Genomic DNA, 26,084 nt, shown 5'->3' on the forward strand with positions numbered 1-26,084 from the left:
GGTGAAAAATTGCCTATCAATCGAAACGGCGATACCGGTCAAACGGGTCTTCAGCCCCAGGCGGCGTGAACCAGTCGAGGAAAATCGTATAGCCGATCGCCAGGGCAACAAGCCCCAGCGCCATCAGAGCGAACGCCCAGAAGGGTATGCCGTTCGCCGCGTCTGGATGGGCGTAGACCACAATCGAGATTGGCACCATGCCCGCAGCGCGCATGTTCTGAGCCATGGCGGTGATCGTTGACAGCAAGCGGGGCTTTGGGTCGACGCGACCGGTCGATCCGGGGCATCGACCCATGCTAGAGGGCAATGCGCCCTCAGAAGGGCGGCGCGGCGTCGAAGGTGCCGTCCTGTTCAGCAATCGCTACCGCCAGTTCGGCCTCAGCCAGATCCAGCTCAGCTTCGATCTGGCGGCGTTCGGCCGGATCGGCATTGGCCAATTCGCGACGCAGTTCGTCAACCTGAATTTCGAGTGCAATCGTCATCGTCGTCATCTCCTTTTTGGTGTGAAAGACGACGCCCGGGGTCGTGAGGATCGGGCCGGGTCAAGGATCGCGTCAGCGACCGCCGGAGGCGGCGAGCGGAGGAGCCGATTTTCTGACGGTGCCCTTCAGGGCAGCGGCTGAAAATTGGAGGGGCCGCGATGTCCTTGAGGCGGCGCGATCCTCACGGCAGACTTGGCGATCTAAGCAGACAGGCTTTTGTCTCGTGTGGCACGGCAGGAGGAGCAAATGCGGGCTCGATGCCCGTATTTGCTCCCAATCCTGCGCGAAACGATCAACTCCATGAACGACGAAGCCGGCCCCGATTGCTCGGGGCCGGCCGCTTACTGTTCAGTTCGGATTGTTCCAGAGGATCACCTTCTTGCTCGGATCGCCGCCGGGTGCTGGTGCGAGGTTGCCGAAGATCACGCCGATCTCGGGGGCCTCCAGCTTGACAGAAAGGTATTCCTCGCCGGTTTGGCGGGCGACGCGGTGCCAGGCTGCGCCGATCTCGAAGCCGGTCTTGCGGTGGATGACGCGGTAGTCAGGCGCTTCTTCGCTTGCCTTGCCGGCGTTCGGGACGATGGCGATCGGGGCGTTGACCCGGATGGTGGCGAAGACGCCTTCGAGGATGCCGTCGGTCTTCTGCGTCAGAGTTGCGATCGTGGTGGCCATGTGACTTACTCCTTCGGTTGCTCGGGACCATTCCCGATGGCGCACGAAGAGACGGCCGGCCTGCTGCGGTCAGCTCGGCCGAAATTTTTGCAAAATTCTATTTTCCGCCAGATCAGAAGAACCGAAATCGAATTTTGCAAAAACTTCGGGCGGGTCTTACCCCCTCAGGGGTTGGCCGCGAAAGCAGGCGGTCGTCTATACGACGACATAAAACGGGAATGGTTCGGGGCAACCGAAGACGGGGCAGACCATCCTGGCCGCCCGGTCCAACACTGCGGGGTATCCGCCGCGCAATCCTGGAGCGCTTCGCCGCCACGCCGGTCAGTGCCATGCTTCTTGCTCGCGCCCCGCTGCCGAAACGGTGAACGTCACCCGCTGCTCGCACAATCCGTCGTCGGTTGTGAAGTTGATGCGGCGACAGTCTTGCCGCCTGCCGACCCCGCGGCGCTACCATGTGCGGGGTTTTCCGCCGGGACCGCGCGACCTTTGGCCCACCCGCTCGCCACCCGTCGGCCATCCGGGCCGTCGGTGTTGGTCAGGCACACCGCCGTTGGCGCGCGCGGCTAGGAAGCAATCGCGCCGACTTCGTCAGAGAAATTCCTGACCTTGAACGCAGTTGCGACAAGCGGCATATTCTGAGCGGCAGATGACGCAGGAGCGGGATATTGGCCGCCGCAGTAAAAGCACCATCGTCACCAGCAAGCCATGGTGAACTGCAAAAAATCGTAGCATTGCTCGGCGGCTCGCGCATCCTAACGCGGCGCCTGACCAATGCGCTCGACGCCCATGAACTGCTTTTGCATGGCCTGCCCGCATCGGCGCTGGACCACCTTGTCGGTAATCTCGTCTTCATTCGCAAGAACGAGTCGCTCGAAAAGGCCGTCGGAATGAGTCTCAGGACGTGGCAGCGGCGGAAGGACACACCCTCCAAACCGCTCAGCCTGGAACAAAGCGGTCGTGCGTGGAAATTCGCCGAGATCCTCGCAAAGGCGACTGACATTTTCGGATCGCAGGCGGAGGCTGAACAATGGCTGGAGCGGCCGGCAGTCGGACTTGACCAGCGCCGTCCCATCGATCTTCTCGGGACGCCCGCCGGTGTCGAACTGGTCGAGGATCATCTTGAACGCTTGGAATACGGCGTCTACGCATGACCTTCCTGCCAATCGCGCTCGGCGGGACCGAGTTGCTTGCGTGGCGGCTCGGTCAAGCCATCCATGCGCCGACTTGGGATAGCGGCGAAGGTTCTTATCGCGTGGGCGGCCGCTGGAATAGTAAGGGGGTCCGCGCGGTCTATTGCTCGCTCGACCCTGCGACGGCAATCCTTGAAGTCGCGGTCCATAAGGGCTTTCGGGCGCTCGACACAGTGGCGCATATGATGACGGCGGCCGTGATTGCCGATGTCGGCGATATCCATGTGGTCTCCCCAGAAACGGTCCCCAATCCTAACTGGCTACGCCCGGGTATTCCCGGCGCGGGACAGCAAGCCTTCGGGGATGATCTGCTTCAGCCGCACCGTTTCGTTGCGGTTCCAAGCACGGTCTCGCGGCATAGCTGGAACCTGATCTTTCTCGCGAGCCGCGCGGCCAGCGCTTATGCTCTGAAGTTTCAGCAGAGTTTCGCGTTGGACACGCGGCTGCATATCCACCCACGGCATGATGCCCGCATCGCGTCACCGCGAACTGCGCGTGGGTGTGATCAGAAACCACGCTGCAGCTGCCATGTCCAAAGGCATGGATATGCAATGGCAGGAAATTGACGACCTATCGTCATATCCCTCGCCGCGCGCCAACTGATCGATTTCCTCCCCGAAGAGTGCCTTGTGTTCTTCCGGCATCTCGGAAACACGATGGCCGCGTCGAGGATCTCCACCGGCTCGCATTCGCTCGTAATGCTCGTAGCTCATCAGCACGAACCGAGATTTCCCATGCCGGGTGAGCACGACGGGAGGGCAAGCGAAAGCCCGTGGATTGACACTCGGTACCAAGCCGGCAAGTTCAACCGGGTTGAAAACCTGCAGGTCGAGGACTGGTCGCTCTGAACCTGGCTGCTTCGGGGCTACTCAGCGACTTTGTCCTTGATCGTCAAGATTGAAAGCCAACGGCGGAGTGATGTGGCCGACCGTGGCAATGCAATGCTTATGCTGTCGTCGGTTCGCCACGCTTCGGCTTCGGCTGATAAAGCCGACGCCTCACGTTCGGGCGCAGTGCATTGCGGACATCCTTGTCCGTGATCGCGAGATCGAACCATTCGGGATCGAAATGCCCGCCACACCACCGTTTGGTGTCAGCGTGTTCGAGGTCCTCTCTGTCCGAGATGATTTCGAGGAACCGTTCGTAACCGGGTACGCCGCCCACGTCCTCGGGCGGTCTGGCGCGAGCACCATCCACGCAAGTCCCGGTCTTGGGAATGGTATCCAAGGCCGTGAATTCCTCGATCTCGACGGAATGGCGCCAACTATCGCCGAAGTCATAGAGGTAGTTGAACATGGCTCCCTGCTCGAAGTCGCGAAGGCGAACCTCACGAAAATCGAAGACGCGAGGATCCCCGTCGAAGGCATCCTCGGTCAACAGTTCCACGTCGCCGTAGCGCAAGCCGCCGATATCGAATTCATGGAGGTGGTAGTTCCACCAGTTGAAGGCGGCCTGAATGGCAAGATGCAGCTGCTCAAGATTCCAGTGCGCCGGCAAAACCAGTCGACGCCAGACCTCCGGCTCGATCTCATCGAGTGACACACGAATCTGTACTGCGTTGATGGGTTTGAACATGCCGCAACTCAACAGGGTGAAGCGGCAAAGATCAAGTGACGTTGCTGGGGTTCCATGTCAAAGGCCATGCGGCAAAGCCGCATGGCCTTTGGATAGGACCTTCAAGCGCCATCCCCCGCCGCCTGCCAGACCGGGATGCCGAGCCGGCGGGCCTTGTCGGCAAGATTGTCGGTGATGCCGGAGCCGGGAAAGATGATGACGCCGGTCGGCATGACCGACAGCACATCGTCGTTGCGGCGGAAGGGTGCCGCCTTGGCGTGCTTCGTCCAGGCCGGCTTAAAGGCGATTTGGGTCACTTTGCGCGCCTCGGCCCAGCAGGCGGCGATACGTTCGGCTCCCTTCGTCGCGCCGCCGTGCAGGAGGACCACGTCGGGGTACTTGGCGAGAGCCTGATCGAGTTTTACCCAGATCCGTTCGTGATCGTTGTAGTCGATGCCACCGCCGAAGGCGATCTTGGTGCCGGCCGGGATCAAGACCTCGGTCTCGGCGCGGCGGCGGGCGGACAGGAAATCTCTTGAATCGATCATCGCCGCAGTCATGTTGGCATGGCTGACCTTGGAGCCGGTGCGCGGCCGCCAGGCGGATCCGGTCTGCGCGTCGAAGAGGTCGGCTGCGTAGTCTCGCATGAACTCAAAGGCATTACGGCGCTCGAGAAGCGTAATGCCTTCGGCGATGTGACGCTCCAGTTCGACACTCTTGGCCTCGGAGCCGTCTTGCTCACGCTGGCCGGCGCGCTGGGCGTCCTCGTTGCGCTGAAGCTCGCGCTGGATGCGCTCGCCGGCACGGTGGAAGAGATTGACCGTCGACCAGAGCAGGTCCTCGAGATCGGGCTCCAGCCGCGTGGCGCCGAGCATCTCGAACATGGCGTCGAACATTGCCCTCAGCGCCGACTGGACCACTGGCTCTCCAGGCAGTGGGCGCGGGTCCGGCTCATCCTGGAAGGGGCGATGGCCGTAGAGCTGCATCTCGTAAATGAAGCGGTCGGTCGGGGAAGAGGCGTGGTGCGGCTCGAAGGCGTCGTCGATGGGAAGGGGCAGGGTCATGATGGTCTCCGTCTGTTTGGGCCGCGCCTCTCGCGGCCTGACGGCGATCCCTCTCCATGCGGTGACGGGCCGGAACCGCGGCGCATGAGCGCCGCGGCCCAGCGCAGCGCCGGGCCGCTGAGGGAGGGTATCTTGGCTCGCGAGAGCGCCGGCCTCAGCATCGGCCCGAAAAGCGGGAACCGGTTTTCGGAACAGCCGATGCCTCAAGGAAGTGCCGGCGCAGGGAAGAAACCCGACCGACCCGCTGAAGGGCCCGACGGCCGCATGGTAAGGATCGCCTTTCGGCAGGCCCGCGGGCGCGCCTAACGAGAACAGCGACCGGCAGGTCCCGGCCCTCCTGCCAAGCCGCGCCCGCTCCGCCTTCCCGTCCAGCCACATCAGGTGGGCAGGAAGGCCTGGGCGTCTTCCGGCGCGAGTTGGGCTCTCAGATGCACAGTGAGCCGTTCGGGTCCGAGCCGGCGCAGATCCTCGTTGAAGTCGCCGAGTTCGGGTGCAAGCACGAGCGGCAGGATCCCGAGCGACTGCGCACGGCGGCTCAATACCTCGCTACTATGCCGACCAGCCGCATCCGCGTCGGCGGCGATGTAGAGCCGCTGACAGCCATCGGGCAGCCGAAAAGCGGCGAGGTGATTGGCCGTCAGCGCCGCGACCATAGGCATGCCGGGCATCACGTGTGCGAGCGACAAGATGCTTTCCAGCCCCTCGCCCGCGACTGTCACGGGCACGGGCGCATGCGCAAGTGCATTATGGGGAAAACGAAAGCGCACCGCGTTTCCGAGCAGCCTGCCGAGCGCGCGGCGGGGATCGTCCACCTTTGCCTTTCCGTCGCCCCCTGGATCGAGCCAGGTGCGATGCACGCCGGTGATGGCGCCGGAGGGATCGGTCACGGCTGCGATCAAGGCGGGATAGCGATGCGTCCGACCCGTCGCGAGATCCCGATAGTAGCAGGACGGATGGAAGCGGAGCGCGGGATGCAAGGGAGCCCGCAGGACGCCCCGCTCGCGCAAATAGCTGTCGGCCAATGTGCCAATGAGCGGCTGCGTCATGCGGAACAGGCGTCTTGCGCGTACGCCTGCCGGCCTACCGACCGGCGGGTCGGTGTCAGCATCGCCCGTGCGGGCCGACGCCGGGTTGGGAAGGCTTAGGAAACGGCGCACCTCATCTGCGACATCACGGAAGTCCACCAACCCGCAGGCCTCTCGAACGAGGTCGAGCAGATCGCCATATTGAGAGGTTGCTGCATCTGTCCAGCGCCCCGCACGCGGGCCGGAGAGATGGACATAGAGGGACTTGCCCTTGCTGTTGGCGACGTCGCCGACGATCCAGTAGTTGCCGGCGCGATGGCCGGCTGAGAGGTAATGACGGCACACTGCCTCTGCGTCGCGTGCGAGACGATCAGCCAACTGAGAAGCGGACAGCATGGTGATCACGCCTGTCCAGTGACATCAACAATCGGATGCCGGCGAGAGAGGATCACCGATCCTTCCTCGGATGCCGGAATGAACAACCTGACCTTCCAGGCGATCATCTCGGAAAACAGACCCATGGATTTGAGCCCGCCCTGCGCATGCGCGAGTTCGGCAAAGATCGCCAAAAGGCCGGTCCCGGCGGACGGTTCGAGCACGGTATCGTCCGCCTTGGGGCCGGCGGCACGTGCGGCGACATCGGCAAACGGTATCAGCGTGGAAAACTGCTGAAGTTGCTCGCTTTCCTGCGAGCGGCGCGTATGGGTCGGAATAAGCGACGCGACCTTGGTCAGCGCCGCCTGCGTCGCCTGCCGCGCGTTCGCGCGAGCGGAAATCGCCGCGCCGAACTGGCGCTGGAACAAGTGCTGCGCAACCACGGTTGCCTCATAGGCGCCTTTCCATGCCCAAAAACCTTCGGCGTCGTAACCGCCGAAGATGTCCGTGAGGATGGCGCGCAGATCGGCTGCGCCCATCGCTTGGCCGCGTTCGAGGAACCGCAAAAGCAAATCGCCGGCGTGGAGAATTTTTCCTGCACGGTCGGCGGGAGCGATCAACGTAGCGATTGCGTTCGGGGCGCGAAAAGAGGTCATGTTCATGGGAAATCCTGTCGAGAGCGGATAAGACCGGCCCGACCGAACGCTCTCCAACCCCGGCAGGCCGCTCCTCTCCGGCCCCTCTCTGCCTCCCGGGCGGGGCAGCCTGCGCGCAGCTTTCAGCCGGGTGCGAGCCTCACCTTGACGAACGCCGTAGCGCCGGCGACCGACCACTCATGCAGAACGGCCTTGCCGCCAGCGGCAATCCAGTCTGCCGCCTCTTCTGCGCCAAGCTGATGGACGTGGACGAAGTGGCGCTCGGCATTTGCGCGCTATCGCTGAAAAGAGCTCCTGGTCCGCGAAGGCGTAGAGCGTATCGCCCGGGCCGCCCCAATAGACGCGCGCAGAGCGGACAGGCCTTACGACCTTAGAGCGGAAGTTAAAGAAGACCGGCGCGGCGGCGCAGTGTCGATTAAATGCGGGCGCAGTGAAGTTCTCTCCTCAAAATGCGGAAAGGCCGGGCGCCCCGTTTCGAGCACCGGACCTGACTGGGCAAGATGAAGTCAGATTGGCGGGGTGTGGACTGGGGTATCGGGGCGAGCACCGAACGCCTCTCCTTCGCTGCCAATCTACCGTCCCCTCGCGCCCCGTCTCTTCCGTGGCGCTGTGCGCGGGCATCCGTGGAGAAGATGTCGACTGCTCAACTGCTGAACGGACCGACACCAATGCCTTTACTGTCTTTTTTTCGATAGTAAAGGCAACACCACCCGTGTAATGTTCAACCACTCAAGAGGGGGACAGGCGTGCAAAACATCACGATCGGCGGTCGGACAGTGGATGCGTCTTCGCCCGAGCTTCGGGCGCTGCTTCCGCGCGCCTATGAGCAAAAGCTTCGTCCGATGTGCATGTGCAAAGAGCCGGCGGTCCCGATGTACATTGCGCGCCTGGACGATCAGCATCTCATCAAACGCATGCCGCTTTCGGGGCGCGACCACGATCCTGCATGCCCTTCCTATGAACCGCCCTACGAGCTATCCGGCCTCGGTCCCCTAATCGGCAACGCGATCCAGATCGATGCCACCGGAAAAGCCGACCTGAAGCTGGACTTTTCCCTGACAAAACGCGGGACACGTTCCTTTCGGGGCGCACCGGCGGAAGGAGCGGAGCCGGGCATCCGCAGCGAGCCCAAAAAGCTGTCGCTCAGGGCGATGCTGCATTATCTCTGGGAGGCTGGCGAACTGACGGAATGGTGCTCAGCATGGGCGGGCCGACGGGGCTGGGGCCGGGTGCGCACGAGCCTCATCAACGCTGCCTCGCAGATGACGGCAAGGGGCGGTCCGTTGAGCGACATGCTCTTTGTTCCTGAGGTGTTTCACGCCGACGACAAGGACGGCATCGCTGCCCGGCGCGCCGCCGCGCTCAAGGGTGTGCACGCAACAGGTTCGGGGCCGCGCAAGTTGATGATGATCGTGGCCGAGGTGAAAGAATTTTCCGCGGTCCGCGCGGACTACAAGATTGTCGTCCGGCACCTGCCCTTCCCGCTGATGATCGAGGATGGCGTATGGCGGCGTCTCGCAACCCGATATGAGACCGAACTGGAACTGTGGCGCTCGAGCGAGGCGTTCCATCTGATCGTCATCGCCACTTTCGGTATCTCGACCGCCGGCATCGCGTCGGTCGAAGAGGTCGCCTTGATGGTGGTCAACGAGCATTGGCTGCCTTTCGAGGATACCCACGAGCTACGGCTCTTGGAAAAGCTCAGCCACCTCAAGCGAAAGAGCGTCAAGGGCCTGCGTTTCAACCTGCCTCGCGATGTGCCGATCATAACAGCTACATTGCCGGAACAGAAACCCGTCCCCGTCGCGATGTTCATCGTGCCAGCGAGCGCCGGAGATGAATACGAGCAGGCACTCGCCAATGTGATAGACGCAACACCGGAGATCACGCCTTGGATCTGGAGGGTGGCCGAGGGCGAGATGCCGCGACTGCCTTGACAAGGGAATACAGAACTGTGTGGGCGTTGACAGGGCGAGACGAATAAGAACGCCTGCGGCATTGATATCTATCGTTTTTTTGAGTTTGGCCATCGGCTGGCCGATAACGTTCCTTATCGGCTAGAGGGTATCGGCTAGAGGGAACGTCATGGCTTTGGCGGAGCGGGCTGGTCCTGGATGGAACTCCAGAGTTTGTCAGGAGTGAAATCAAGGCCGAGCCGCATCCAGTTCATAACGTCGAATGGATGAGCGACGATGAGCTCTGTGCCTGCCAGCGAATATCTCAGTGCCATCAGCGTTCGATCACCTGAAGCGGTGGTTGATATGACTTGCGTCTCGATGACATCAGCCTCTTTCGTTACGAAATCTCGAAGATTGTCCGTAACGATTATATCAGCGCGACCTCCGACTGCTGTGGCCAAGACACCCGCATCTTCCGTGTCCGACATCGGGAAACGTTCCTCGCCACCTAAAATCAGATACGGGTCAAGCGCCTCTGGACCATACCGCATGAAATCCATGATGGATTCGCAGTAGGCGGCGATGCGGTCAGGTTGCACTCCGCGGCGGCGGAGAACCGTCTCGAGTGTGTTTATCATCTCAAACGAGACGATCAACTGCGACTTGTCACTGATACCCCATCTTTTGTTGCTTACCATGGAGACGAGCGTCTGGCTTGCTGTACCCTTACAGGCGCGGTCGGTGGCCAAGACATTGCTGACCCAGATGTTGACATCGAGCAGAACCCGCAGAGGCCGATCCATCTACGACCGCCCAAGCGCTGATCGCGTCAGGGCGGTGGCTTCTTCCATTAGATCGATTTCGCTCGACTGGGCGGCTGGGCCACCAAAGCGCTGTTCCGAGGCAATGTCCGCAGTAGCCTTTTCAAAACGGACCCGCGCGGCGGCTGCCATCATTTCCCGACCCAGTTTGTTGATTGTTTCCTCATCGTTCTGGGCATTCAACTCGAGGAGAAAATCGCGCACACCTTTCGGCAAGCCGACGAATACCGTGATCGCGCTCGAGACTGCGTTCGATACAGACCTGTTCTCAAGCGATGCCACTACCTTCAGTTTCATCGCTGTGCCGTTATCGACATTGGCTGAAATCGTGGAAGCCATTGCGAACTCCTATAGAAATACCGTGTTTCTATATAGCGCATATCGAGGTTTTTAACAAACGGCCGGGGTGGCTTCATGGGCAAAACGCTGCGCCGCGAACTTCGAGTGCCGGATCGTGATTTCCTCGAAATTTTCGGTGCCCCACAAATTTCGATTGGCACAAACCGCCCGCAGATAGAAGGACGCGATGCCGAGCGTCTTGGATCCGACCGCGGAGTTCCAGGCATAAAACCCGCGGAAGTAGAGATCCGGCTCGCCGTTCGGCAGCCGACCAGCCTCGATCGGGTGCGTGTCGTCGACGATGAAAAGAAACACATCGCGATCGCTGGCATAGAGGGTGGTCGTATCCTGCGTGATATCGATGAACGGATTGTGGGTCATCGTCGACCAGTCGAGCACGCCCGGCACCTTCCAGATCGTGTCGCCGGTTCCGTTGCCGGCGATGCTCATCACGGCGGCAACCAGATCTTTATCCCAAATGCGCCCATATTCGGGGCCGGTGACCGCCCGGAGCTCAAGGCGGCCGTCATCCATCTCCAGTGTTTTGACCAGTTCGGCAACTTATCTGAACAGTCAAGCTGTCTCACGAACGTGCCGCAACTGAGAACGTGCTGATTCCTCGCGCTATTTCCATGGCACATTGCCCTGAGACAGTTTCGACGCTTGAGCGCTGAGTCATTTGGTGGATCATCTGCGCTGACCAGGATTGTGCGGCATTTCCGGCCGTCGAGATTTGTCGAACCTGAGCAACAGCGCTAAAACCAAGCGATGATAGCAAAGATCAAGAAATCCGATGCTACAATTGAGCCAGCTCTTCGACTGCAAGTCGCAGCGCTGCCTTATCGCATTGCGGTGTCAGGCGCCGTCGAAATTCTGATGATCACGTCGCGCGACACAGGTCGCTTTATCATACCGAAGGGCTGGCCAAAGAAAGGCTACAAGAAGCCGGAAGCGGCCGCCATGGAAGCCTATGAGGAGGCGGGGGTCGCCGGCAAAGTGAGCAAAAAGCAAGTCGGCCGCTATACGTATTGGAAGCGTGGTGTGGGCGAATTTGAACGCCTACAGGTAGTTGTCTACCCGCTTCAGGTTACCAAGCAACGCACAGATTGGCCCGAGAAAGGGCAGCGAAAAATGGCGTGGCTGTCGGTTGAAGATGCGGCACTGCTCGTTGATGAGCCCGAACTTGCTTCTCTCATCCGCGACTTCTCAGGCGTTCCACATTGACGGCCAGCGGCCGGGGTGGTTTTACGCTGGCGCGCAGCGGCCTTATCACACCGATCTCGCAACCTGCGGGTCGGTGAAGACGATGACAGGCACGGCGCTATTGTCATAGCGCCGGCTATCGTCGTTGAGGCGCATTCTGGGCCGCGAGTTCAGCGGGCGACGACACGTTCCCGATTGCGCGCTGAGCGAAACGCTGCTCCCGGAGCGATCTGTCTACTGATCGGGTTGACGGGGCCTATGCGGCACCCCGGACCTCGTGCTGCAGACCGCCGGTCTGCTGCGCGTGCATCCAGTCGGCAATCTGCTGCGCCTTGCTCGCGGCGGTGAAGATGGCGCGCGGGTCGGAACGCAGCACCTCGAGCCAGGAGGCGATGTAGCGGGCATGGTCGGGTCGCGGCTCGACGCTGAGATTGAGATCGGCGCAGATCATCGCGCTCAAGAGTTCGACCGTGCATTCCTCCATCGCGTAGGCGGCCGAACCGAACCGTCCGGAAAGATCGCGGTCGAGGCGATGCTTGGCGCCGGAAGCGTGGCCGCATTCATGGAGCAGCACGGCGTAGTAGGCGACAGCGTCGCGGAAGCAAGCAAACTCCGGCATCTGCACATGGTCGGTCGATGGGCGGTAGTAGGCCTGTGATCCGCCGTGGCGGATGTCGATACCAAGGGCCGCGCAGAAGCGTTCGGCCTGCTCGATCCGCTCGGCCTCGGGCAGCGCTGGCATCTCCGGCGGCGTGTAGCCGTCAACCTGGGCGCAATTGAATACGGTGTAGCCGCGGGCGAACATACGGCAGGCGGGCTCGTCACGATCCTCGTCGCCGTGTTGGGCATCCGCCGCGTCACGATCGATAGTCTTCCAGAACACGACCAGATGGCCGTGTTCGCCCTTGCGAACCTGGGCGCCGAGCGCCTGCCATTGGCGGTAGGTGCCCCAAATGCCGGCAGGATAGCCGGCCGCGTGCGCCGCAACCCAGAGTGAGAGGATGTTGACGCCGCGATAAGCCTTGCTTGAGGCGACGTTGACGGGCGTGGTGATGGCCGATCCGTCGTGATGCCAGGGCATGCGGTAGTCGCCGGCGCCGGCCTCGATGGCGGCGATGATCTGGCTGGTGACGCGTTCGTAGATATCGGTCGGGGTCTGGCGGTTGCGATCTGTGGTCATGGGTGCCTCCTTGAGCTCGCCCTCTCCGTCGAGGGCGAGGCGGCAGGGGCAGACGCGGGAGGCCGGCCCGTCACACCCTGTTCTCGGTGCTGGTGCGGAACAGGGTTGACGGGCTGGCAGCGTCTGCCACACCCGAGCCCTGCCTCGACGGGCGAGCTGAAGGAGGCGCCGAGCATGATCGGCGCGCCCGGAGCGGCCCGGATGATGCGCGCTTCAGCCGGTGTCGTCTCGCGGCGAGCGCTTCAGGGGAACAACCCGGGCGTTACCAGATCGGTCCAGTTCCTGCTGCAGACCCTCGATGACGGCATCCCGCTCGGCGACCTGCAACGTCAGCACCTGGTTGTGCTGGGCGAGCGTGCGGACAAGGCCGCGCAGTTCTGCGGTCTCGGCGCCGCGCACGGCGCGCAGCTCGGCTTCGAGTGCACGGACGCGCTCCTTGAGGGCCCTCGGGGAGGATCGCCGGTGACGCGCTTCGGCCACCCGGAACTCGGCGAGAAGATCGGCCGCACGGTTCGCCGTCGCCCGGCTGACGCCGGCCTCGCGCTCCAGATTGGAGACGGTGAGCGCGCCATCGGTGCGCTCGGGGCGGCCGTGGAGCAGCCGCGCCATCGCCGCCCGCAACGCCGCCTCGCTCTTGGCGCCGAGCGCGCTCATACTCCGCCCTCTAACTGGGAAGCGATGAGCCGGCGCTTGCGTTCGTTGTCGCGCGTGATGGCTTCGCGTTGCAACGGCGACAGGCGACCTCCAGCAAGCAGCGCGTCGCCCTCGGCGATCGAATCCTGCCACGGCTCGCGATGCCGGGTGGTCAGACAGGTGTTCGGGCAGCGATCGGGACTGCATCGCGACAGGACCGGCGCCGTTCGCACGGCGCCCGGCGCGTCGTTGAGGCAGAGGGCGGTCGCAGCATCAAAGAGGCAGTCGTTGAGGAAGCCGACGTGCAGCGTCCGTCCGAGATGGGCAAGCATGGTGCGCAACCGCCTGCGGTCCATGATCCGGCCGGGAGGATCGCCGAGCTCGTCCTAGTCACAGTCCCCGATCTCGGTGATGCCTCGCAGCCGATCCGCGAACGCTTCCCCCCTGCTCGTTGTCATCCCTGGCGGCGACGTGTTGAGCCCCGGGACGTCCGGCGAGGGCGCGCAACGCCGCCTCGGTCGTCGGAGGCCCGCCTCACCCGGTTCTGAGATAGAGGCTTCCTTCTCGTAGGCCCTCCAGCGCGGCAAGGTCACGGCGTCGATCGCCGCCTCGGTGACGCACAATTCGCAAGGCCTCCGACCGCCCCAACCGGAACAGGACCTGCGAACCGCCCGTCGAAAAGCGGCGCCGGTCCGGTCCCTGCTCCTCCCAACCCGTCACGACACCACGGTCATCGACAGCGGCGCCCACATGCCGCCGCGCGGTCCTTCGCGCAGCACGTCCTGTCGCTTCGTTGCATGGAAGACGACATCGGCAAGGGAACGCCCGTTGCTCAGGTAACGCCAGGGCTTGCGCCGGGCGTGTCCTGTCCGTTTCCTCTTTTCCCACAGTTTGCGGGGCCGCATTCGGAAAGCCCAGAAGAGCAGAGGAGGCAAGGGCGGGCCGGCCAGGTGCATATCTGCACCTTGTCGAACTGGCCGTGCCAGCGGCGACGAAGCTTCCCTTGCCGCCTGCCGCTCGCGAGCGGCATAAAGCCGGCTCAACGAGCCGGCCCGATTTCGAAGGGATCGAATTCGGCAATGGTCTCGACCTCGCCGTCATCGAGTTCGTCGCTCGGCAGGACGCAGAACTCGTCGCCCGACCTGAAGAGCGTGACCGGAACCATGAGGGTCCGGGCGAGTGCTAAAGCGTGGCGTTGAGCGAGTGCCAGATCCTGTGCCATGTGAGAAACCTCCGTTCTCCGGAGCGGGCCTATCCCGCTCGATGGCTCCTCGAAGGATCAGGGACTGTCGCGATCACCGCGTGGGCAAAGCCAAGCGGCCGCAGCTTGCTAGCGGACCCTCAACGGGTTGATCGGCGGAGACCCGGACCTGGTCCAGGACGCCATCCATAAAGAGCGGGATTGGTTTGCCTGGCGGGCGACCGGTTTTTCGGCACATACCTTCCAGCTTGGCCACAACGGCAGCTTCGCCCTGCTTCTGCCGCCATGCGCCATTCAGGAGTTGGCAGCGACCGAGAGCCAGAGCTCCGACTAAACAGTCGAAGCGACTTTGCCCTGTGGGCAATCGAGCGAGCGCTGCAAGTCCTAACGTCCGAGCTCTTTTGCGATGGCGGCTTGCGATATGGACGAGACGGCGCGTGCGAGTACGGCTGTTCGGCAAGGCAACCAGCGATGCGATGTTGGAAGAGTTTGACGGCCTGATAGGTGAGCAACGCCTGGTGGTGCGAAGCTCGACCGTTCGGCGAAATTGCTTGACGTTCTTGCCGAACATTGCGGGCAATGGGTCAACCATAGCAGCTTTGGTGCAGCGCTCGGATTAGCTAAGCTAGCGCTATGGCCCAGAAACTTGTGGCGATTGGAGCAAGCTTGCATTTCGTCGATGGCGCGGTCGGCGCACCGAATGAATTCGGTCGGGTCGGATTTCGCGTCGCGCGGTGTAACCGCGTCATCGAGCGTGATGTGGTTACGATGGGCATCCGCAAACTGACGGGCAAGCGTCGTTTTGCCCACCTGACGCGGACCCGATATGAGAACAACACGCGTGTCCGCTAGCGCCGTTTCCGTCCGGCCTGATCAAGGACGGACGGATTCGTGCGATTTGCCAAAGACGCGTAGGCCCTCGATGCTTCATGTCTTCGCGCGATAGATCAATACCGGTATCGTCGAATGCGCCAACACCTTGGCAGCCACGCTGCCGAGCATCAGGGTTCCAACGCCACTTCGACCGTGCGACGCCATGATGATGAGGTCGGAACCTTTCTGTGTGGCCATGTCGATGATTGCGCGATAGACCTCGTGGTTGCTGACCTGCTCCGTTTGGCACGCCACACCTCCTTCCCGTGCCTTGCGCGCAAGGGAAGCGAGCATATCGGCAGCGTGCTTGCGGGCGAGCGCCTCATAGTCGCTGCGCGTTCCCGCCAGTTGTTCGGCATCGACGGTAAAGATGTGGTATGGCTCGGTGACAGCAAGAATGGTCACATTCGCACCGACCTCCTTCGCGAAGGTTACGCCAGCATCGACGGCGATCGTTGCCAAGGGTGAGCCGTCGGTGGGTATAAGAATGTTGCGAAACACGGGGATCCTCCTCTTCCACGTTTCAGGTCGAGCCTAGCGCAAGTTGCGACTTCTTCCTTGATCCCGATCAACGTTCTTCAATCCAGCGCAGACGCCTTCATGCTTGAGGCGCGCCTCGTGATCTCCGGCATGAAACGGCCCGCGATCGCGAGAGCGCCTTGCCGTTGTGTCGTTGGGATCGCTCAGTGATCTCTGCTGAAGAAAAGCAGGTCCCGCAGGCGTCTGCGTAAAATGTACGACCAGGGCACGTCCGCATCGATTGCCTGGTAGCCGGCCTGCGTCAGCGAGAATTCGACCTGGCCGCCGCCGACTTCTCGTCGTGTGATGTATTGCATGTTGAGTGCACGGAAGACTGCCGCATGCAGTTCCTTTGGCCAATGAACCTGATCGGCCGGCACCCGATAGGCGCCCGCCTCATAAAGCTCTTCAAGCACAGTTTTCAGATCGCCGGCCAGCATTGGACGTTTATCCGGTGCGGCGCGCGATTTGGCAATGCGCAACGACCGCCTCGCTCAACGAAAACGGCCCGGCGTGGCCGCCGGGCCGTTTTCAGATTGTTAAGGAGTTCGCCGCTCAGGCTTCGGCGCGAACCCGTTCGCCTGCGTGCACCTCGGCGTCTTCCTCCGCACGTTCACGCTTGTTGTAGCGGATCGACGACCACAGCGAGATACCGATCAGCGCCGCACCACCGAGACCGGTGATCACTTCCGGAATGTGAACCAGCGTCTGGAAGTACATGACCACAGACAGGATCAGGATCGCGTAGAACGCGCCGTGTTCCAGGTAGCGGTACTCGGCGAGCGTTCCCTTCTCCACCAGCATGATCGTCATCGAGCGCACGTACATCGCGCCGATACCGAGGCCGATCGCAATGATGAAGAGGTTCTGCGTCAGGGCGAAGGCGCCGATGACGCCGTCGAACGAGAAGCTGGCATCAAGCACTTCGAGGTAGAGGAAGGCACCAAAGCCGCCCTTTGCCGCCGCGCTCATCGTTTCCTGCGAGGCATCGAGCAGACCGCCGACCACCTCAACCACGAGGAAGGTCAACAGGCCGTAGATCCCCGAATAGACGAAGGTATGCGCCTCGGCCGGGTCAAGCAGCCTCGAGAAGGCAAGGATGAGGATCAGAACGAAGGCAATTTCGATGCCCTTGATGGTCGCAAAACGCGCCATCTTGCTCTCGACCCACTGGATCCAGTGCACATCCTTCTCATGATCGAAGAAGTAGGTCAGGCCGACCATCATCAGGAAGGTACCGCCGAAGGCGGCGATCGGCAGGTGCGCGTCGTTCATGATGCGCGCGTATTCCTCGGGCTTGCTTGCCGCCAGAACGACCGCTTCGATCGGCCCGATATTCGCGGCGATGACAACGATCAAAAGCGGGAAGACGATGCGCATGCCGAAAACGGCGATGATGATGCCCCAGGTCAGGAAGCGATGTTGCCACTCGGGCGTCATGTCCTTGAGCTTGTTGGCATTGACGATGGCATTGTCGAAGGACAGCGAGATTTCGAGCACCGCAAGCACGGTGCAGATGAAGAAGACCGAGGCCATTCCACCGATGGTTCCGGTCGACTGCCAGCCAAGCCACGCGCCGAGCACAAGGCCCACCGCCGTGACAATGAAGGCCCATTTGAAATAGCCGAGCGCGCTTGCGTGCGATTGAGGCTGGCTCATCGACGGGCCTCCTTCGCTCGGATCACACCGGATTCAGTGAAGAAATGTGGTTTCAAAACGGAAATGCGCACGGCCGTAGGGGCACATGCGTGAGGCATGAGATCAGTTTTCATTGGAGCTAATCCGCCGGCTAATTTGCTGGCGGTACCGACATCACGAGAGCGCCGTAAAAACTCTCGCCAGAGGGGCCCGGCACCAGTGTTCATCCCGCGGTCCGATGTCTGAAGGGCGGGAGCGACTTTCTAATTAGCACCGTGCTGCAGAACGTCAAGGGGCAGTTGCACGCTTTGATCGGGGTTCGCCGCACATGCTCTTCCCGCGCCCAGGCGGGCCGCGACGCGGCGCCTGACGCCGCACAATTCATTCGTAAAACTTATGGTTCCATGCGCATACAGCGATGGATCGACAGGATGGAATGTGGCATGGGATCGCGCAACGCACCAAAGGCCTCCGCACATGACTGTCATTACCTCCCCGATTACCGCTCCGAATGCCGCCCGGACCGGTGTCCTCATCATGCTGCTTGGCATGTTGATGTTTTCCTTGAACGACGTCATGGGCAAATGGCTGGTGGCGACCTATTCGGTCAGCCAGTTGATGGTGATCCGCAGCGTTGCGGCCCTTTTGTTCCTGTCGCCCTTCATCCTCAAGCGTGGGCTCAGCTCGATGTTCAAGGTGGAGCGGCCGTGGCTGCAGGCGCTTCGTTCGCTGCTCTTTGCGATCGATGCCTCCGCCTTCTACTTCGCCGTCGCCTATATGCCGCTCGCAGACACCATGACCTATTGGCTGGCAGCGCCGATCTACGTTGCAGCCGCTTCGCCGTTCCTGCTTGGCGAAAAGGTTGGCTGGCGGCGGTGGACGGCAATCCTCATCGGGTTCGCCGGTGTCTTGATTGCTCTTGAACCCTCTAAGGAAAGCCTGGGTCTGCCGGCGCTGATTGCGCTTGTCGGCAGCACTGCGTTTGCCTTCGCGCTGATGCTTGGGCGCACGCTGCGCTCCACCCCGGACACCACACTTGTCTTCTGGCAGATCATCGGCGCACTGATCTTTTCGCTGGTCGGCGTCGCGGCCAACCCGTTCGGTTGGGCACCGGTCAATGGCGAGGCGCTGCTACAACTCGGCATGCTCGGTATCGTCGCCATGTTGGCGCATATCCTTGTCAATCGCGCGCTGAAACTGGCCGATGCGGCTACCGTCGTGCCGCTGCAATACACGCTGTTGTTCTGGGCCGTCGTCTTCGGTTGGTTCTTCTTTGGCGACACGCCCCGTCCGACAGTCATCATCGGTGCGGCATTGATCGTCGCCTCGGGCCTTTTCATCTTCTTCCGCGAGCAGCAGTTGAAGAAGCGTCAGGCGAAAGCCTGACCGGGGCTGCCAGTGGAATGCAGGGTTTCATTGGCCGCCACTCTCTGCTAACCCGCTGGCGCCAAACGACGAAAGGAAGGGCAGATGGCCAAGGCGATCCACTCGATGATCCGGGTTCTCGACGAGAAACGATCCGCCGATTTCTATCGTCTTGCTCTGCGGCTCGAAGTTGCCGAGCGGCTGGATTTCGAGACCTTCTCAGCAATGCTGCAAGCGAATTCGAGCTCGAACTGACGGTCAACAAGGACGCACCGAACCCTAAGTGCTCGGCGACGGTTACGGCCACCTGGCGCTCTCGGTCGACGATCTTGAGGCGGAGTATCAGCGGCTCACCGAAGCCGGACTATCCCCGGGCAGTTGCGCGAAAAATTTTTCGACTCAACGACTTAATCGCAGGTCTTACCTTGGTACGTGAGGTTGCTCCCTGATTTCGCACACCTGGGATGGCCCGACGCGCACATTTGATCTTTAGCCATTCCAGCCGTCGGCCGGAGTGATAGGGCCTGTCCCGTCTCTTGGCGACAATGACTTCGAGGCCGAGCTCGCACGCCGCCCGGAAGAACTCGGCGCCATCGGCGTTTCTCTTGCGAGAACAGTATAGCGCCAGGCGTGCCCGAGCTCTCGCGGCTCGGCGGACGATCGGCCCGAACTTCTTTGTCCAGTCATAGCCGCCGCGCGTGACCGTCCCACCTCTCCTGCATCGACATGGACAGCCAGCCGGTACCCATTTCACCTCGAAAGCCCACTCCGTACCTTTTGGCGGCGCGCCGACGAGCGTAACGACGCATGGCTCGACGCGGCGCGGCATCGGATCTGCCAGCGGTGCTGGTTTCTCTCGTGGTGTTTGAGCTATCGCGCAATAGCGCCTGAAACTGCAAACTCAAAAAAAATTGAGGAACCTTTCGAGCTTCTCGCTGTTCTTACCGTTCCGGTGATCCCAGCCCCCGCGGATCCGAGGACAGGCCCACCTCCCCCGCGGTGCGGTCTGATGCAACTGACCCCGCCGGAAACGACGGGGTCATTTTTCCACCGGAGGAACATCTTTGCACCCGCCGGGAGATCAGCAGAATTGCCTCGACTTGCAGATAGAGGCCGTCGCGCGAAGGAGCCCTGGCGATTACTCTTCAGCGGGATGTTGGCCCAGGCCTTTCGCTCGGCGGCCTTAGCCCAGCCCGAATGGCATTCGTGTCATAACCCTTGTCGGCCAGCAGGATGTCCCCCTCGCCAAGCTCCTCCGTCAGCGCGTCAGCTTCGGCACAGTCGGCGATCTGTCCACCAGTCAGACGCAGATTGACCGGGCGACCGTCGGCATCGACAAGCGCGTGGATTTTGCTCGTAAGCCCGCCGCGGTAACGTCCCATGCCACCATCGTCTCCACCGCTTTTTTCCCGTGGCCGCATGTTGGTGAACGCGGACACAGGTCGAGTCGATCATGACAATGTCGCCATCGTAGGCCTTGAACACCGCTTCAAGAAGCCGATCCCATGCCCCGGTTTTGCGCCAGCGGACGAAGCGGTTGTAACAGGTCGTCGGCGGGCCATAGCGTTCCGGAACTTCCGCCCGAGGCGAGCCCATTCGAAACCGCCAGAGGTCACTGTCTTCACTTGTCGAGCGAAAGCACCCCTGTTGCGGTAAACCCCACAACACGCCTCTGCGCAATGACTGACACTAGCGCTTCCTATGGATCGAAGGCGGCAAACTGTGTCGATGAAATCGCAATTCATCGACAGATTTCGGCAACATCTCGTCGGCAGCGACATAACGGCAAGTAAGTTGAACCGGTGTCGCAGCACACCGCTGTGGCGCATCCGGGAGCGTCGATCCTTGTTTCGCCGACCTCATCGGGATATATAAAGACTTTGAGAGTTCTGCGGTCTAGCTAGGAAGATGACGATCGTTTCAGTGAAGGTTTTGTCGACTGTCAACGCCCCTTATGGGACGGCCCTGTCGGCTGAGCAACTGGCGTCCAAGATATCAGACCCTGCCAGCGCTCTTTCCTTCGATGCCTCTGCATTTTCCTTCTTTTCCGAGGTAGACGAGAAGCTTCAGGTCTCTTTCCTGGACGAGATGCACGTTGATCCGGCGATCGCCTCGGATTTAGCACGGAAGTTCTCGGCCCTTGCGGGCTATCCCCTTCCGTTGGCGCGGGCGGCGTAGTTGGACGACCTTCCAGCCAGCAAATGGGCTGACCTGTTTGATCAGGCTTGTCGCATCATCGATCAGGCGAACTCCTCACTCACATTGATTGACACCTGGACCTTTGGGGGCGGTACGGCCCTGATGCTTCAGATCGATCACCGTGAAAGCTTTGACGTCGATATCTTTCTCGACGATCCGCAGCTTCTGCCATAACTGAACCCGCGGACCCAGGGCTACGAGCTCGATATAGAGCCTGACGGCTATGAGACCGACGGATCGAGGACGCTGAAGATCGTCTTCGAGAATGTCGGCGAGATCGATTTCATTTGCGCGCCCAAACTGACCGCCAGTCCGACACTGAAAGCACAAGTGCGCGGTCGAGGGGTTCTGCTTGAGACTCCTGCGGAAATCATCGCAAAGAAGATCTACTATCGCGGCGCCGCGATGCAGCCACGTGATATGTTCGACATCGCCTGCGTTGTAAGGACCCATGGCCTGGAATATCTCAATGCGGCGCTCACGCCCTTCCGCGGTAAATGCGAGGCCGCTTTAAAAGTCGCTCGTCAAATGAATCCGCAGCTCGCGGAGACCATCATGGCGAAACTGCTGTACCGAGCTGGTTTTTCCGATATTCGGCGCCTGGCCCAATCGATGACGATCGAGGCCCTGGATTCCATCTGCACAGACGCAAAGACCTAACATGTGAACCCCCATTCCTTAACGCTACGAAGCTGCTCCCCGGCAGCCGTTCGCCCGCATCAATGACATCACCATCGGCTCAAGTGAAAATTCCCTACGCTCGGCCTCTCGCTTCAGAACGCGCAGGTAGCCGCCGGCCGAATTGATGTGCCCTGCCCTTTCGAGAATGCATGCCTCACGGCGGCGGCATTCTCCGCCCCCGGAATTCCGCAGGGCATCCTCATAGGCGCTCGGACTGAGCCCTAGCATCGATTGAACCACGACGGCGCCGACAAAAGGTCGCGCCAGCTCTCGACCACACCGTTCGGATCGTAATTGCGGATCTTCGGGCAGGCCTGCAGCACCGTACCCAAAGGAAGCGCCTCTATCGGCTCCTGGCGATTGTCGATCATCTTGCCGGTCGCCTGACGCCGACGCGTCGAGGACGGCATTCATGCCGCCGATCCGGGATTGGGTCAGGCGGCCGCCAAAAGGCGCGCCTCACATAGGCGGGGAACGTCGTTTCGTTCATCGTTATATTCTTGTTTTCTAAAGATATTTAAGATTCTAGGGGTGGTGTAAGAGCGCCACGCCGCGAAAGGCGGACGCGCGAGCGCGTTAGGAGCCTACTGTGAGTGACGGATCAGATTTCGAATTCGCAGACGAAGGCGAGCTCCTACAATCTAACCTGCATTCCGGGTCGGACGAGCGCGGTTAAGGCTCGCGCTGCCGCACGATCGTGAACGTCTGCTCGAAGTTCACACCGTCGCTTTCCGAAGCCCATGCAAGACCTACGCGACCGCAGCGTATTGATGGTCGGCGATCTTCGCAGAGAGGATCCATGCCGGCGCGAATTGCTGAAAGAGTACGTACCGCGACACAGCCGTCGATGCGCCGGAGCGCTTCCGCTCCTCGCGCGCCGTGGGGCCGCACTTCGGATTGACGCCGAAGCAATATCAATCGGGCGAGACCGATCATAGCAGTCGCATCTCGAAGATCGGCGATGGGAGCGTGCGCACCGCGCTCTACGAGGCGGCCAACGTCATCCTGACGCGACCGGTCAAAGGTTCCGATCTGAAGTGCTGGGCACTGGCGGTCGCCAGACGTGCGGGTCCCAAAAAGGCGCGTGACGCGCTGGCCCGCAAGCTGGCGGTGGTGTTGCATCGCATGCTCAGGGACGGAACCAATTTCATTCCTCGTAAGGTAGCGCCAGCCATGGCGGCTTGATGGGAGGAGACAACAAGACAAGTTTCGGGCGGGCACTACCATCAGCCCACCGGAGCAAAGTCCCTTCGCCGGGACGATGGAGCGGATAGGCCGCTGAAGCGCAAGCAGCACAACGGTGACTGCGCACCCTTAGATTGGCCAGCCGGTCCTCAGCAGACCCCATAGAGCAGCGGCAAAGCTCCAACTGCGGACAGAAGCAAGCACTCGGCGAGGGGATTAAGCTCAAAAGGGATTGACTCGGGAAGGCCCGTTACAGAAGACCTTCAAAGGTTATCGGGAACACGTCCAGAACATCCACAGGACATATGGAGTTCTTCTAATCCGGGTTAACTCGGAATAGCCACGAACGAATTGCAACCAACTTGTTGGAGTTGCCCGGCTTCCCTCCCGGCTGACAGCTGGACCTTGGCGGCGTCACCCTTGGGTGACCATGGCTCCTGATGGTTCAGGGCTGCAGCGGGTTCTCCTCGTCTCCCGAACTGGCTGTCGGATTCATTCACCTCTCCGGCGAGAGGCAAAGGTCGCCATTGGCCAGGCACTGGGTACGGTCGGCAAGAGCAGTTGCCTACTGGCGCGACGCTTGACGCCGCTTCTAATCCTTAGCCTTACTAACATCGTCAGGCTATGCATCCAGTTGAGGGCGACCACCCTAGGCAAAGACGGCGGTCCTCGGATGGTCACCGAAAACAAAAAATGGGCGGCAGATACCGCCCTTTTTGTAGCTATGCCGCCTTTGCACGCGTAGAAGTCTTGTTGATCGTGGTGACGGCTAAGTTGGTGAGCTTGTTGTTGGTCGCCTTTTCCTGGTCGAGGATTTCGCTCAAAAGCTTGTGTGCCTCATAGTGACCAAGGTCTTTTGCCCATTCACGAAGCGAGCCATAACGAGCGATCTCGTAATGCTCGACAGCCTGGCAAGCGGCCAGAAGACCGGCGTCAAGCGCCGTTCCTTGAGCTTCTTTCATCAGCCCATCGGCCTCTTTGATCAGGCCCTCGATGGCGTCGCACTTTTCGCCAGATGCCGTCTTTCCGATCGACTTGAATACCTGGTCCAACTTCTTGATCTGCTCTTTGGTTTCCGACAGATGATCCTCGGCCGCCTTTTTCAGGTCAGCGTTTTTCGCAGCGTTGGCCACCTTTGGAAGCGCCTTGGTGAGGGCGTTCTCTGCGAAATAGACATCCTGCAGTGTGTGCTCGAAAATATCAGACAGCGATTTCATAAAGATTTCTCCATTTGCGTATGAATGCAGAGGAGAAAGCGCCCAACGGCAGATTCGTTCCAGTTGGCAACGAAATACCGGCCTATCAATCGGGCACACCACTCAAAAATGGGTAGTATTTTTGCTATCGGGGGAGACGGTTTAAGCCCCCCAGCGCCCAGCGAGTACTCCCTCTAATCGAGGTATGCGTTCAGGACGACCTGGATATCACCAAACGATGCAATGATTCTAAGCAATTTTCTCGATTAGATCAGGCGGTAGATCGACATGAACGAGCCCACAAAGCATCTCGACCACCGCTTTGACCGTGTTGCGCGGGTGACGTCGAGGAACGTTGTCAGCATGCCGCCGCCCATGCGGTGTTCCGGCACGATCCGGACCCTCATGTCTTCCGGAAACTCCTCCTATGCTGCTTCTTTCGGGCGTCGCGCTCGCGCTGCAGCCGGCCATAGCCTCGGCGTCGCGAATGCTTTCCACGTCGAAATCGGAGATCCCGGTCGGATATCCGAAATCTAGGGCCACGCTCAAAGGTCGTGGTTTTGCGAGCACGCGGTCCCCAGAGAGGAATGGGGAGGCGGACATATGAACCTGTCCAACCTCCCTGCAGGCCCGCCGCCTGTGTCGCTCATTGTGACGCCGTCATCGGCTACCTCAAGGTGGAAGATGCCCACTCCGTGGTTAGGCACAGCGATTCCAGAAGCGGTGAGGGATTTCTGCGACACTCGCGCCGTTGGGTCGCGCTGAACCCATCTCGTCGCAAAGGCTTATCACCGGTCCCCGCCCGGCTCAAGGAGGAGAAGAATGACGGCAAGAGCAGCACTCAAGGCGGCCGACCTCCAGTCTTCAAGCAACTGGGAACCGGTCGAAGAAACGCCGCCCGGAGATCTAGCGTTTCTGATCACCTCTACCCCGTTTAGCTCAGCAGCGTCATTCGGGACTCGGTTCGCGAAGCAGTGCAAGGTGGGCAGCCTGCCGGACGTTTGCAGAGCGCACGGGAGCGCAATGGCGCCCTCATTGCCCGCTTCTTTTTCCTCATCGATCCCGACGGCTACAAGATCGAGGTCTTGCAACGTTACGGCCGCTACAAGTGACGGCCGGCTGCCTCACCGCAATCAATCAGAACAATAGCGATTATCGCGCCTATCTATTTCGCTTATAGGCTCGCGCGACTTAGTCTTCCCTGGAAGCATCAAGAATGATGCACAACAAGGGGAACGCAAATGAAGAGACAGATTGCAGCAGCTATGCTTGCCATCCTGGCATCAACCGCTTCGGCAGCACACGCCGCTGACAAGATCAAGATCGGCACTGAAGGCGCCTATCCGCCCTTCAACTTCATGGACCCTTCCGGAAAAATCGCAGGCTTCGACGTCGATATCGGTCTTGCGCTTTGCGAACGCATGAAAGTCGAATGCGAAGTGGTCGCTCAGGATTGGGACGGCATTATTCCCGGTCTGCTTGCCAAGAAATACGACCTGATCATCGCCTCGATGTTCATCACCGAAGAGCGCAAGAAGCAGGTCGCCTTCACCAATCCCTACTATCTGGCCGCCATGACCCATGCCGCACCGAAGGGCGCAGGGATAACGGTGTTCACCAATGAAGCGCTCAAGGGCAAGGTGATCGGTGCACAGTCCGGCACAACGCAGGCCGACTACATCACTGCCACCTATCCCGACGCCGAGATCAAGCTTTATCCGACCCAGGACGAGGCAAACCTCGACATGGTCAATGGCCGCCTCGACCTCCAGGTTGGAGACATGCTGCCGCTGCTTGACTGGGTGACGAAGAACGCGGATGGCAAAGGCTGCTGCGAACTGATCGGCGAGCCGATCACCGACAAGAAGTTCGTCGGCGAAGGCGTCGGCATCGCGGTGCGCCAGGAGGACAACGATCTGCGTGAGAAATTGAACAAGGCGCTCGAAGAAATCCGCGCCGACGGCACCTACAAGAAGATCAACGACAAGTACTTCACGATCGACGTCTACACGATGAAGTGAGACGCCCGCGCGTCGAGCTGGATCAACGTTTTGACGTGCTAGCATCGGCCGCGCCCGAGCGCGCGGTCGCTTTCTTGCATGGTGACCGTCCGTGAGCCTCACAACATTCGCAGT

General features: G+C 60.8%; 30 protein-coding genes and 7 pseudogenes. 12 read left to right on the top strand and 25 right to left on the bottom strand.

Going from position 1 to position 26,084, the window contains the following annotated elements:
• Positions 1-16: 16 nt before the first annotated feature.
• From MKZ91_RS11805 to MKZ91_RS11815, 3 genes are all read right to left on the bottom strand, one after another.
• Positions 17-226: a hypothetical protein gene (locus tag MKZ91_RS11805; RefSeq protein ID WP_336171074.1), complete on the bottom strand. Its 210-nt coding sequence runs from the start codon at positions 224-226 to the stop codon at positions 17-19.
• Between the two features lie 88 nt (positions 227-314).
• On the bottom strand, positions 315-482 hold the full coding sequence (locus MKZ91_RS11810) for a hypothetical protein (protein WP_336171256.1): 168 nt from the start codon (positions 480-482) through the stop codon (positions 315-317).
• A 348-nt stretch (positions 483-830) separates the two neighbouring features.
• Entirely contained in the window at positions 831-1,154 is a 324-nt protein-coding gene (locus MKZ91_RS11815; protein ID WP_336171075.1) for a DUF736 domain-containing protein, read from the bottom strand.
• A gap of 665 nt (positions 1,155-1,819) precedes the next feature.
• On the opposite strand from MKZ91_RS11815, the gene MKZ91_RS11820 reads away from it, so the two are divergent.
• Together MKZ91_RS11820 and MKZ91_RS11825 are read left to right on the top strand one after the other, a co-directional pair.
• Positions 1,820-2,305 carry a DUF2384 domain-containing protein gene (locus tag MKZ91_RS11820; protein WP_336171076.1) on the top strand — a complete coding sequence of 162 codons (486 nt, stop codon included), beginning with the start codon at positions 1,820-1,822 and terminating at the stop codon, positions 2,303-2,305.
• A pseudogene (locus MKZ91_RS11825) lies at positions 2,302-2,810 on the top strand (RES family NAD+ phosphorylase). Before MKZ91_RS11820 ends, MKZ91_RS11825 begins: the two are co-directional and overlap by 4 nt.
• A gap of 106 nt (positions 2,811-2,916) precedes the next feature.
• Here MKZ91_RS11825 and MKZ91_RS11830 read toward each other — a convergent pair.
• The 5 genes and pseudogenes from MKZ91_RS11830 to MKZ91_RS11850 form a co-directional block, all read right to left on the bottom strand.
• Positions 2,917-3,138: pseudogene (locus MKZ91_RS11830) on the bottom strand (type II toxin-antitoxin system prevent-host-death family antitoxin); the annotation flags it as partial.
• Between the two features lie 151 nt (positions 3,139-3,289).
• Positions 3,290-3,919 (bottom strand): plasmid pRiA4b ORF-3 family protein, encoded by a 630-nt coding sequence (locus MKZ91_RS11835; protein ID WP_336171077.1) that lies wholly within the window; start codon positions 3,917-3,919, stop codon positions 3,290-3,292.
• Between the two features lie 101 nt (positions 3,920-4,020).
• Positions 4,021-4,962, bottom strand: coding sequence for a DUF2493 domain-containing protein (locus MKZ91_RS11840; protein WP_336171078.1), 942 nt, complete (start codon positions 4,960-4,962; stop codon positions 4,021-4,023).
• 377 nt (positions 4,963-5,339) lie between these two features.
• On the bottom strand, positions 5,340-6,383 hold the full coding sequence (locus MKZ91_RS11845) for a DUF7146 domain-containing protein (protein WP_336171247.1): 1,044 nt from the start codon (positions 6,381-6,383) through the stop codon (positions 5,340-5,342).
• Between the two features lie 5 nt (positions 6,384-6,388).
• Positions 6,389-7,195, bottom strand: coding sequence for a hypothetical protein (locus MKZ91_RS11850; RefSeq protein WP_336171079.1), 807 nt, complete (start codon positions 7,193-7,195; stop codon positions 6,389-6,391).
• Between the two features lie 569 nt (positions 7,196-7,764).
• Here MKZ91_RS11850 and MKZ91_RS11855 point away from each other — a divergent pair.
• Positions 7,765-8,955 (top strand): DUF1173 domain-containing protein, encoded by a 1,191-nt coding sequence (locus MKZ91_RS11855; RefSeq protein WP_336171080.1) that lies wholly within the window; start codon positions 7,765-7,767, stop codon positions 8,953-8,955.
• Between the two features lie 146 nt (positions 8,956-9,101).
• On the opposite strand, the gene MKZ91_RS11860 is transcribed toward MKZ91_RS11855, so the two are convergent.
• From MKZ91_RS11860 to MKZ91_RS11870, 3 genes and pseudogenes are all read right to left on the bottom strand, one after another.
• Positions 9,102-9,719 (bottom strand): PIN domain-containing protein, encoded by a 618-nt coding sequence (locus MKZ91_RS11860; RefSeq protein WP_336171081.1) that lies wholly within the window; start codon positions 9,717-9,719, stop codon positions 9,102-9,104.
• The gene (locus MKZ91_RS11865; protein WP_336171082.1) at positions 9,720-10,076 is read right to left on the bottom strand and encodes a hypothetical protein; all 357 of its coding nucleotides are present in this window, start codon (positions 10,074-10,076) and stop codon (positions 9,720-9,722) included.
• 57 nt (positions 10,077-10,133) lie between these two features.
• Positions 10,134-10,634: pseudogene (locus MKZ91_RS11870) on the bottom strand (DUF932 domain-containing protein); the annotation flags it as partial.
• A gap of 210 nt (positions 10,635-10,844) precedes the next feature.
• On the opposite strand from MKZ91_RS11870, the gene MKZ91_RS11875 reads away from it, so the two are divergent.
• Entirely contained in the window at positions 10,845-11,300 is a 456-nt protein-coding gene (locus MKZ91_RS11875; RefSeq protein WP_336171083.1) for an NUDIX hydrolase, read from the top strand.
• Between the two features lie 235 nt (positions 11,301-11,535).
• On the opposite strand, the gene MKZ91_RS11880 is transcribed toward MKZ91_RS11875, so the two are convergent.
• From MKZ91_RS11880 to MKZ91_RS11925, 10 genes are all read right to left on the bottom strand, one after another.
• The gene (locus MKZ91_RS11880; protein WP_336171084.1) at positions 11,536-12,459 is read right to left on the bottom strand and encodes an ArdC family protein; all 924 of its coding nucleotides are present in this window, start codon (positions 12,457-12,459) and stop codon (positions 11,536-11,538) included.
• A 213-nt stretch (positions 12,460-12,672) separates the two neighbouring features.
• The gene (locus MKZ91_RS11885; RefSeq protein ID WP_336171085.1) at positions 12,673-13,113 is read right to left on the bottom strand and encodes a hypothetical protein; all 441 of its coding nucleotides are present in this window, start codon (positions 13,111-13,113) and stop codon (positions 12,673-12,675) included.
• Positions 13,110-13,424, bottom strand: a complete 315-nt coding sequence (locus MKZ91_RS11890; protein ID WP_336171086.1) for a hypothetical protein — start codon at positions 13,422-13,424, stop codon at positions 13,110-13,112. Before MKZ91_RS11890 ends, MKZ91_RS11885 begins: the two co-directional genes overlap by 4 nt.
• A gap of 202 nt (positions 13,425-13,626) precedes the next feature.
• Positions 13,627-13,842, bottom strand: a complete 216-nt coding sequence (locus MKZ91_RS11895) for a DUF3991 domain-containing protein (RefSeq protein ID WP_336171087.1) — start codon at positions 13,840-13,842, stop codon at positions 13,627-13,629.
• On the bottom strand, positions 13,809-13,997 hold the full coding sequence (locus MKZ91_RS11900; protein ID WP_336171257.1) for a hypothetical protein: 189 nt from the start codon (positions 13,995-13,997) through the stop codon (positions 13,809-13,811). The genes MKZ91_RS11895 and MKZ91_RS11900 overlap by 34 nt, the downstream gene beginning before the upstream one ends.
• A 134-nt stretch (positions 13,998-14,131) precedes the next feature.
• Complete coding sequence (locus MKZ91_RS11905; RefSeq protein WP_336171088.1) at positions 14,132-14,314, bottom strand: hypothetical protein; 183 nt, start codon at positions 14,312-14,314, stop codon at positions 14,132-14,134.
• A gap of 363 nt (positions 14,315-14,677) precedes the next feature.
• A complete protein-coding gene (locus tag MKZ91_RS11910; protein ID WP_336171089.1) occupies positions 14,678-15,103 on the bottom strand; it encodes a hypothetical protein in 426 nt (141 codons plus the stop codon).
• A gap of 117 nt (positions 15,104-15,220) precedes the next feature.
• Complete coding sequence (locus tag MKZ91_RS11915; protein WP_336171090.1) at positions 15,221-15,667, bottom strand: universal stress protein; 447 nt, start codon at positions 15,665-15,667, stop codon at positions 15,221-15,223.
• A 182-nt stretch (positions 15,668-15,849) separates the two neighbouring features.
• Positions 15,850-16,167: a hypothetical protein gene (locus MKZ91_RS11920; protein ID WP_336171091.1), complete on the bottom strand. Its 318-nt coding sequence runs from the start codon at positions 16,165-16,167 to the stop codon at positions 15,850-15,852.
• Positions 16,168-16,240: 73 nt separating this feature from the next.
• Complete coding sequence (locus MKZ91_RS11925) at positions 16,241-17,344, bottom strand: DUF475 domain-containing protein (protein ID WP_336171092.1); 1,104 nt, start codon at positions 17,342-17,344, stop codon at positions 16,241-16,243.
• A 456-nt stretch (positions 17,345-17,800) separates the two neighbouring features.
• Here MKZ91_RS11925 and MKZ91_RS11930 point away from each other — a divergent pair, with 456 nt between their 5' ends.
• Entirely contained in the window at positions 17,801-18,709 is a 909-nt protein-coding gene (locus MKZ91_RS11930) for a DMT family transporter (RefSeq protein WP_336171093.1), read from the top strand.
• A gap of 84 nt (positions 18,710-18,793) precedes the next feature.
• Positions 18,794-19,124: pseudogene (locus MKZ91_RS11935) on the top strand (VOC family protein).
• 683 nt (positions 19,125-19,807) lie between these two features.
• Here the strand turns inward: MKZ91_RS11935 and MKZ91_RS11940 are convergent.
• Positions 19,808-20,299: pseudogene (locus tag MKZ91_RS11940) on the bottom strand (IS5 family transposase); the annotation flags it as partial.
• A 297-nt stretch (positions 20,300-20,596) separates the two neighbouring features.
• Here MKZ91_RS11940 and MKZ91_RS11945 point away from each other — a divergent pair.
• The 3 genes from MKZ91_RS11945 (at position 20,597) to MKZ91_RS11955 (ending at position 21,547) form a co-directional block, all read left to right on the top strand.
• The gene (locus MKZ91_RS11945; protein ID WP_336171094.1) at positions 20,597-20,866 is read left to right on the top strand and encodes a hypothetical protein; all 270 of its coding nucleotides are present in this window, start codon (positions 20,597-20,599) and stop codon (positions 20,864-20,866) included.
• On the top strand, positions 20,867-21,061 hold the full coding sequence (locus MKZ91_RS11950) for a nucleotidyl transferase AbiEii/AbiGii toxin family protein (protein ID WP_336171095.1): 195 nt from the start codon (positions 20,867-20,869) through the stop codon (positions 21,059-21,061).
• A gap of 156 nt (positions 21,062-21,217) precedes the next feature.
• Positions 21,218-21,547, top strand: a complete 330-nt coding sequence (locus MKZ91_RS11955; RefSeq protein WP_336171096.1) for a hypothetical protein — start codon at positions 21,218-21,220, stop codon at positions 21,545-21,547.
• Positions 21,548-21,571: 24 nt separating this feature from the next.
• On the opposite strand, the gene repC is transcribed toward MKZ91_RS11955, so the two are convergent.
• A complete protein-coding gene (repC, locus tag MKZ91_RS31590) occupies positions 21,572-21,796 on the bottom strand; it encodes a replication initiation protein RepC (RefSeq protein WP_442892266.1) in 225 nt (74 codons plus the stop codon).
• Entirely contained in the window at positions 21,790-21,978 is a 189-nt protein-coding gene (locus tag MKZ91_RS31595; protein ID WP_442892269.1) for a hypothetical protein, read from the bottom strand. Before MKZ91_RS31595 ends, repC begins: the two co-directional genes overlap by 7 nt.
• Positions 21,979-22,405: 427 nt before the next feature.
• On the opposite strand from MKZ91_RS31595, the pseudogene MKZ91_RS11965 reads away from it, so the two are divergent.
• Positions 22,406-22,753 (top strand): annotated as a pseudogene (locus MKZ91_RS11965) (transposase); the annotation flags it as partial.
• 722 nt (positions 22,754-23,475) lie between these two features.
• Here MKZ91_RS11965 and MKZ91_RS11970 read toward each other — a convergent pair.
• Positions 23,476-23,970 (bottom strand): YciE/YciF ferroxidase family protein, encoded by a 495-nt coding sequence (locus tag MKZ91_RS11970; RefSeq protein WP_336171248.1) that lies wholly within the window; start codon positions 23,968-23,970, stop codon positions 23,476-23,478.
• Positions 23,971-24,932: 962 nt separating this feature from the next.
• Between MKZ91_RS11970 and MKZ91_RS11975 the strand changes: the two are divergent.
• Together MKZ91_RS11975 and MKZ91_RS11980 are read left to right on the top strand one after the other, a co-directional pair.
• Positions 24,933-25,061 (top strand): annotated as a pseudogene (locus MKZ91_RS11975) (VOC family protein); the annotation flags it as partial.
• Positions 25,062-25,190: 129 nt separating this feature from the next.
• Positions 25,191-25,970 carry an ABC transporter substrate-binding protein gene (locus tag MKZ91_RS11980; protein WP_336171097.1) on the top strand — a complete coding sequence of 260 codons (780 nt, stop codon included), beginning with the start codon at positions 25,191-25,193 and terminating at the stop codon, positions 25,968-25,970.
• The last annotated feature ends 114 nt before the right edge of the window (positions 25,971-26,084 follow it).

The organism is Ensifer sp. MJa1, from assembly GCF_037026475.1.
Classification (GTDB): domain Bacteria; phylum Pseudomonadota; class Alphaproteobacteria; order Rhizobiales; family Rhizobiaceae; genus Ensifer.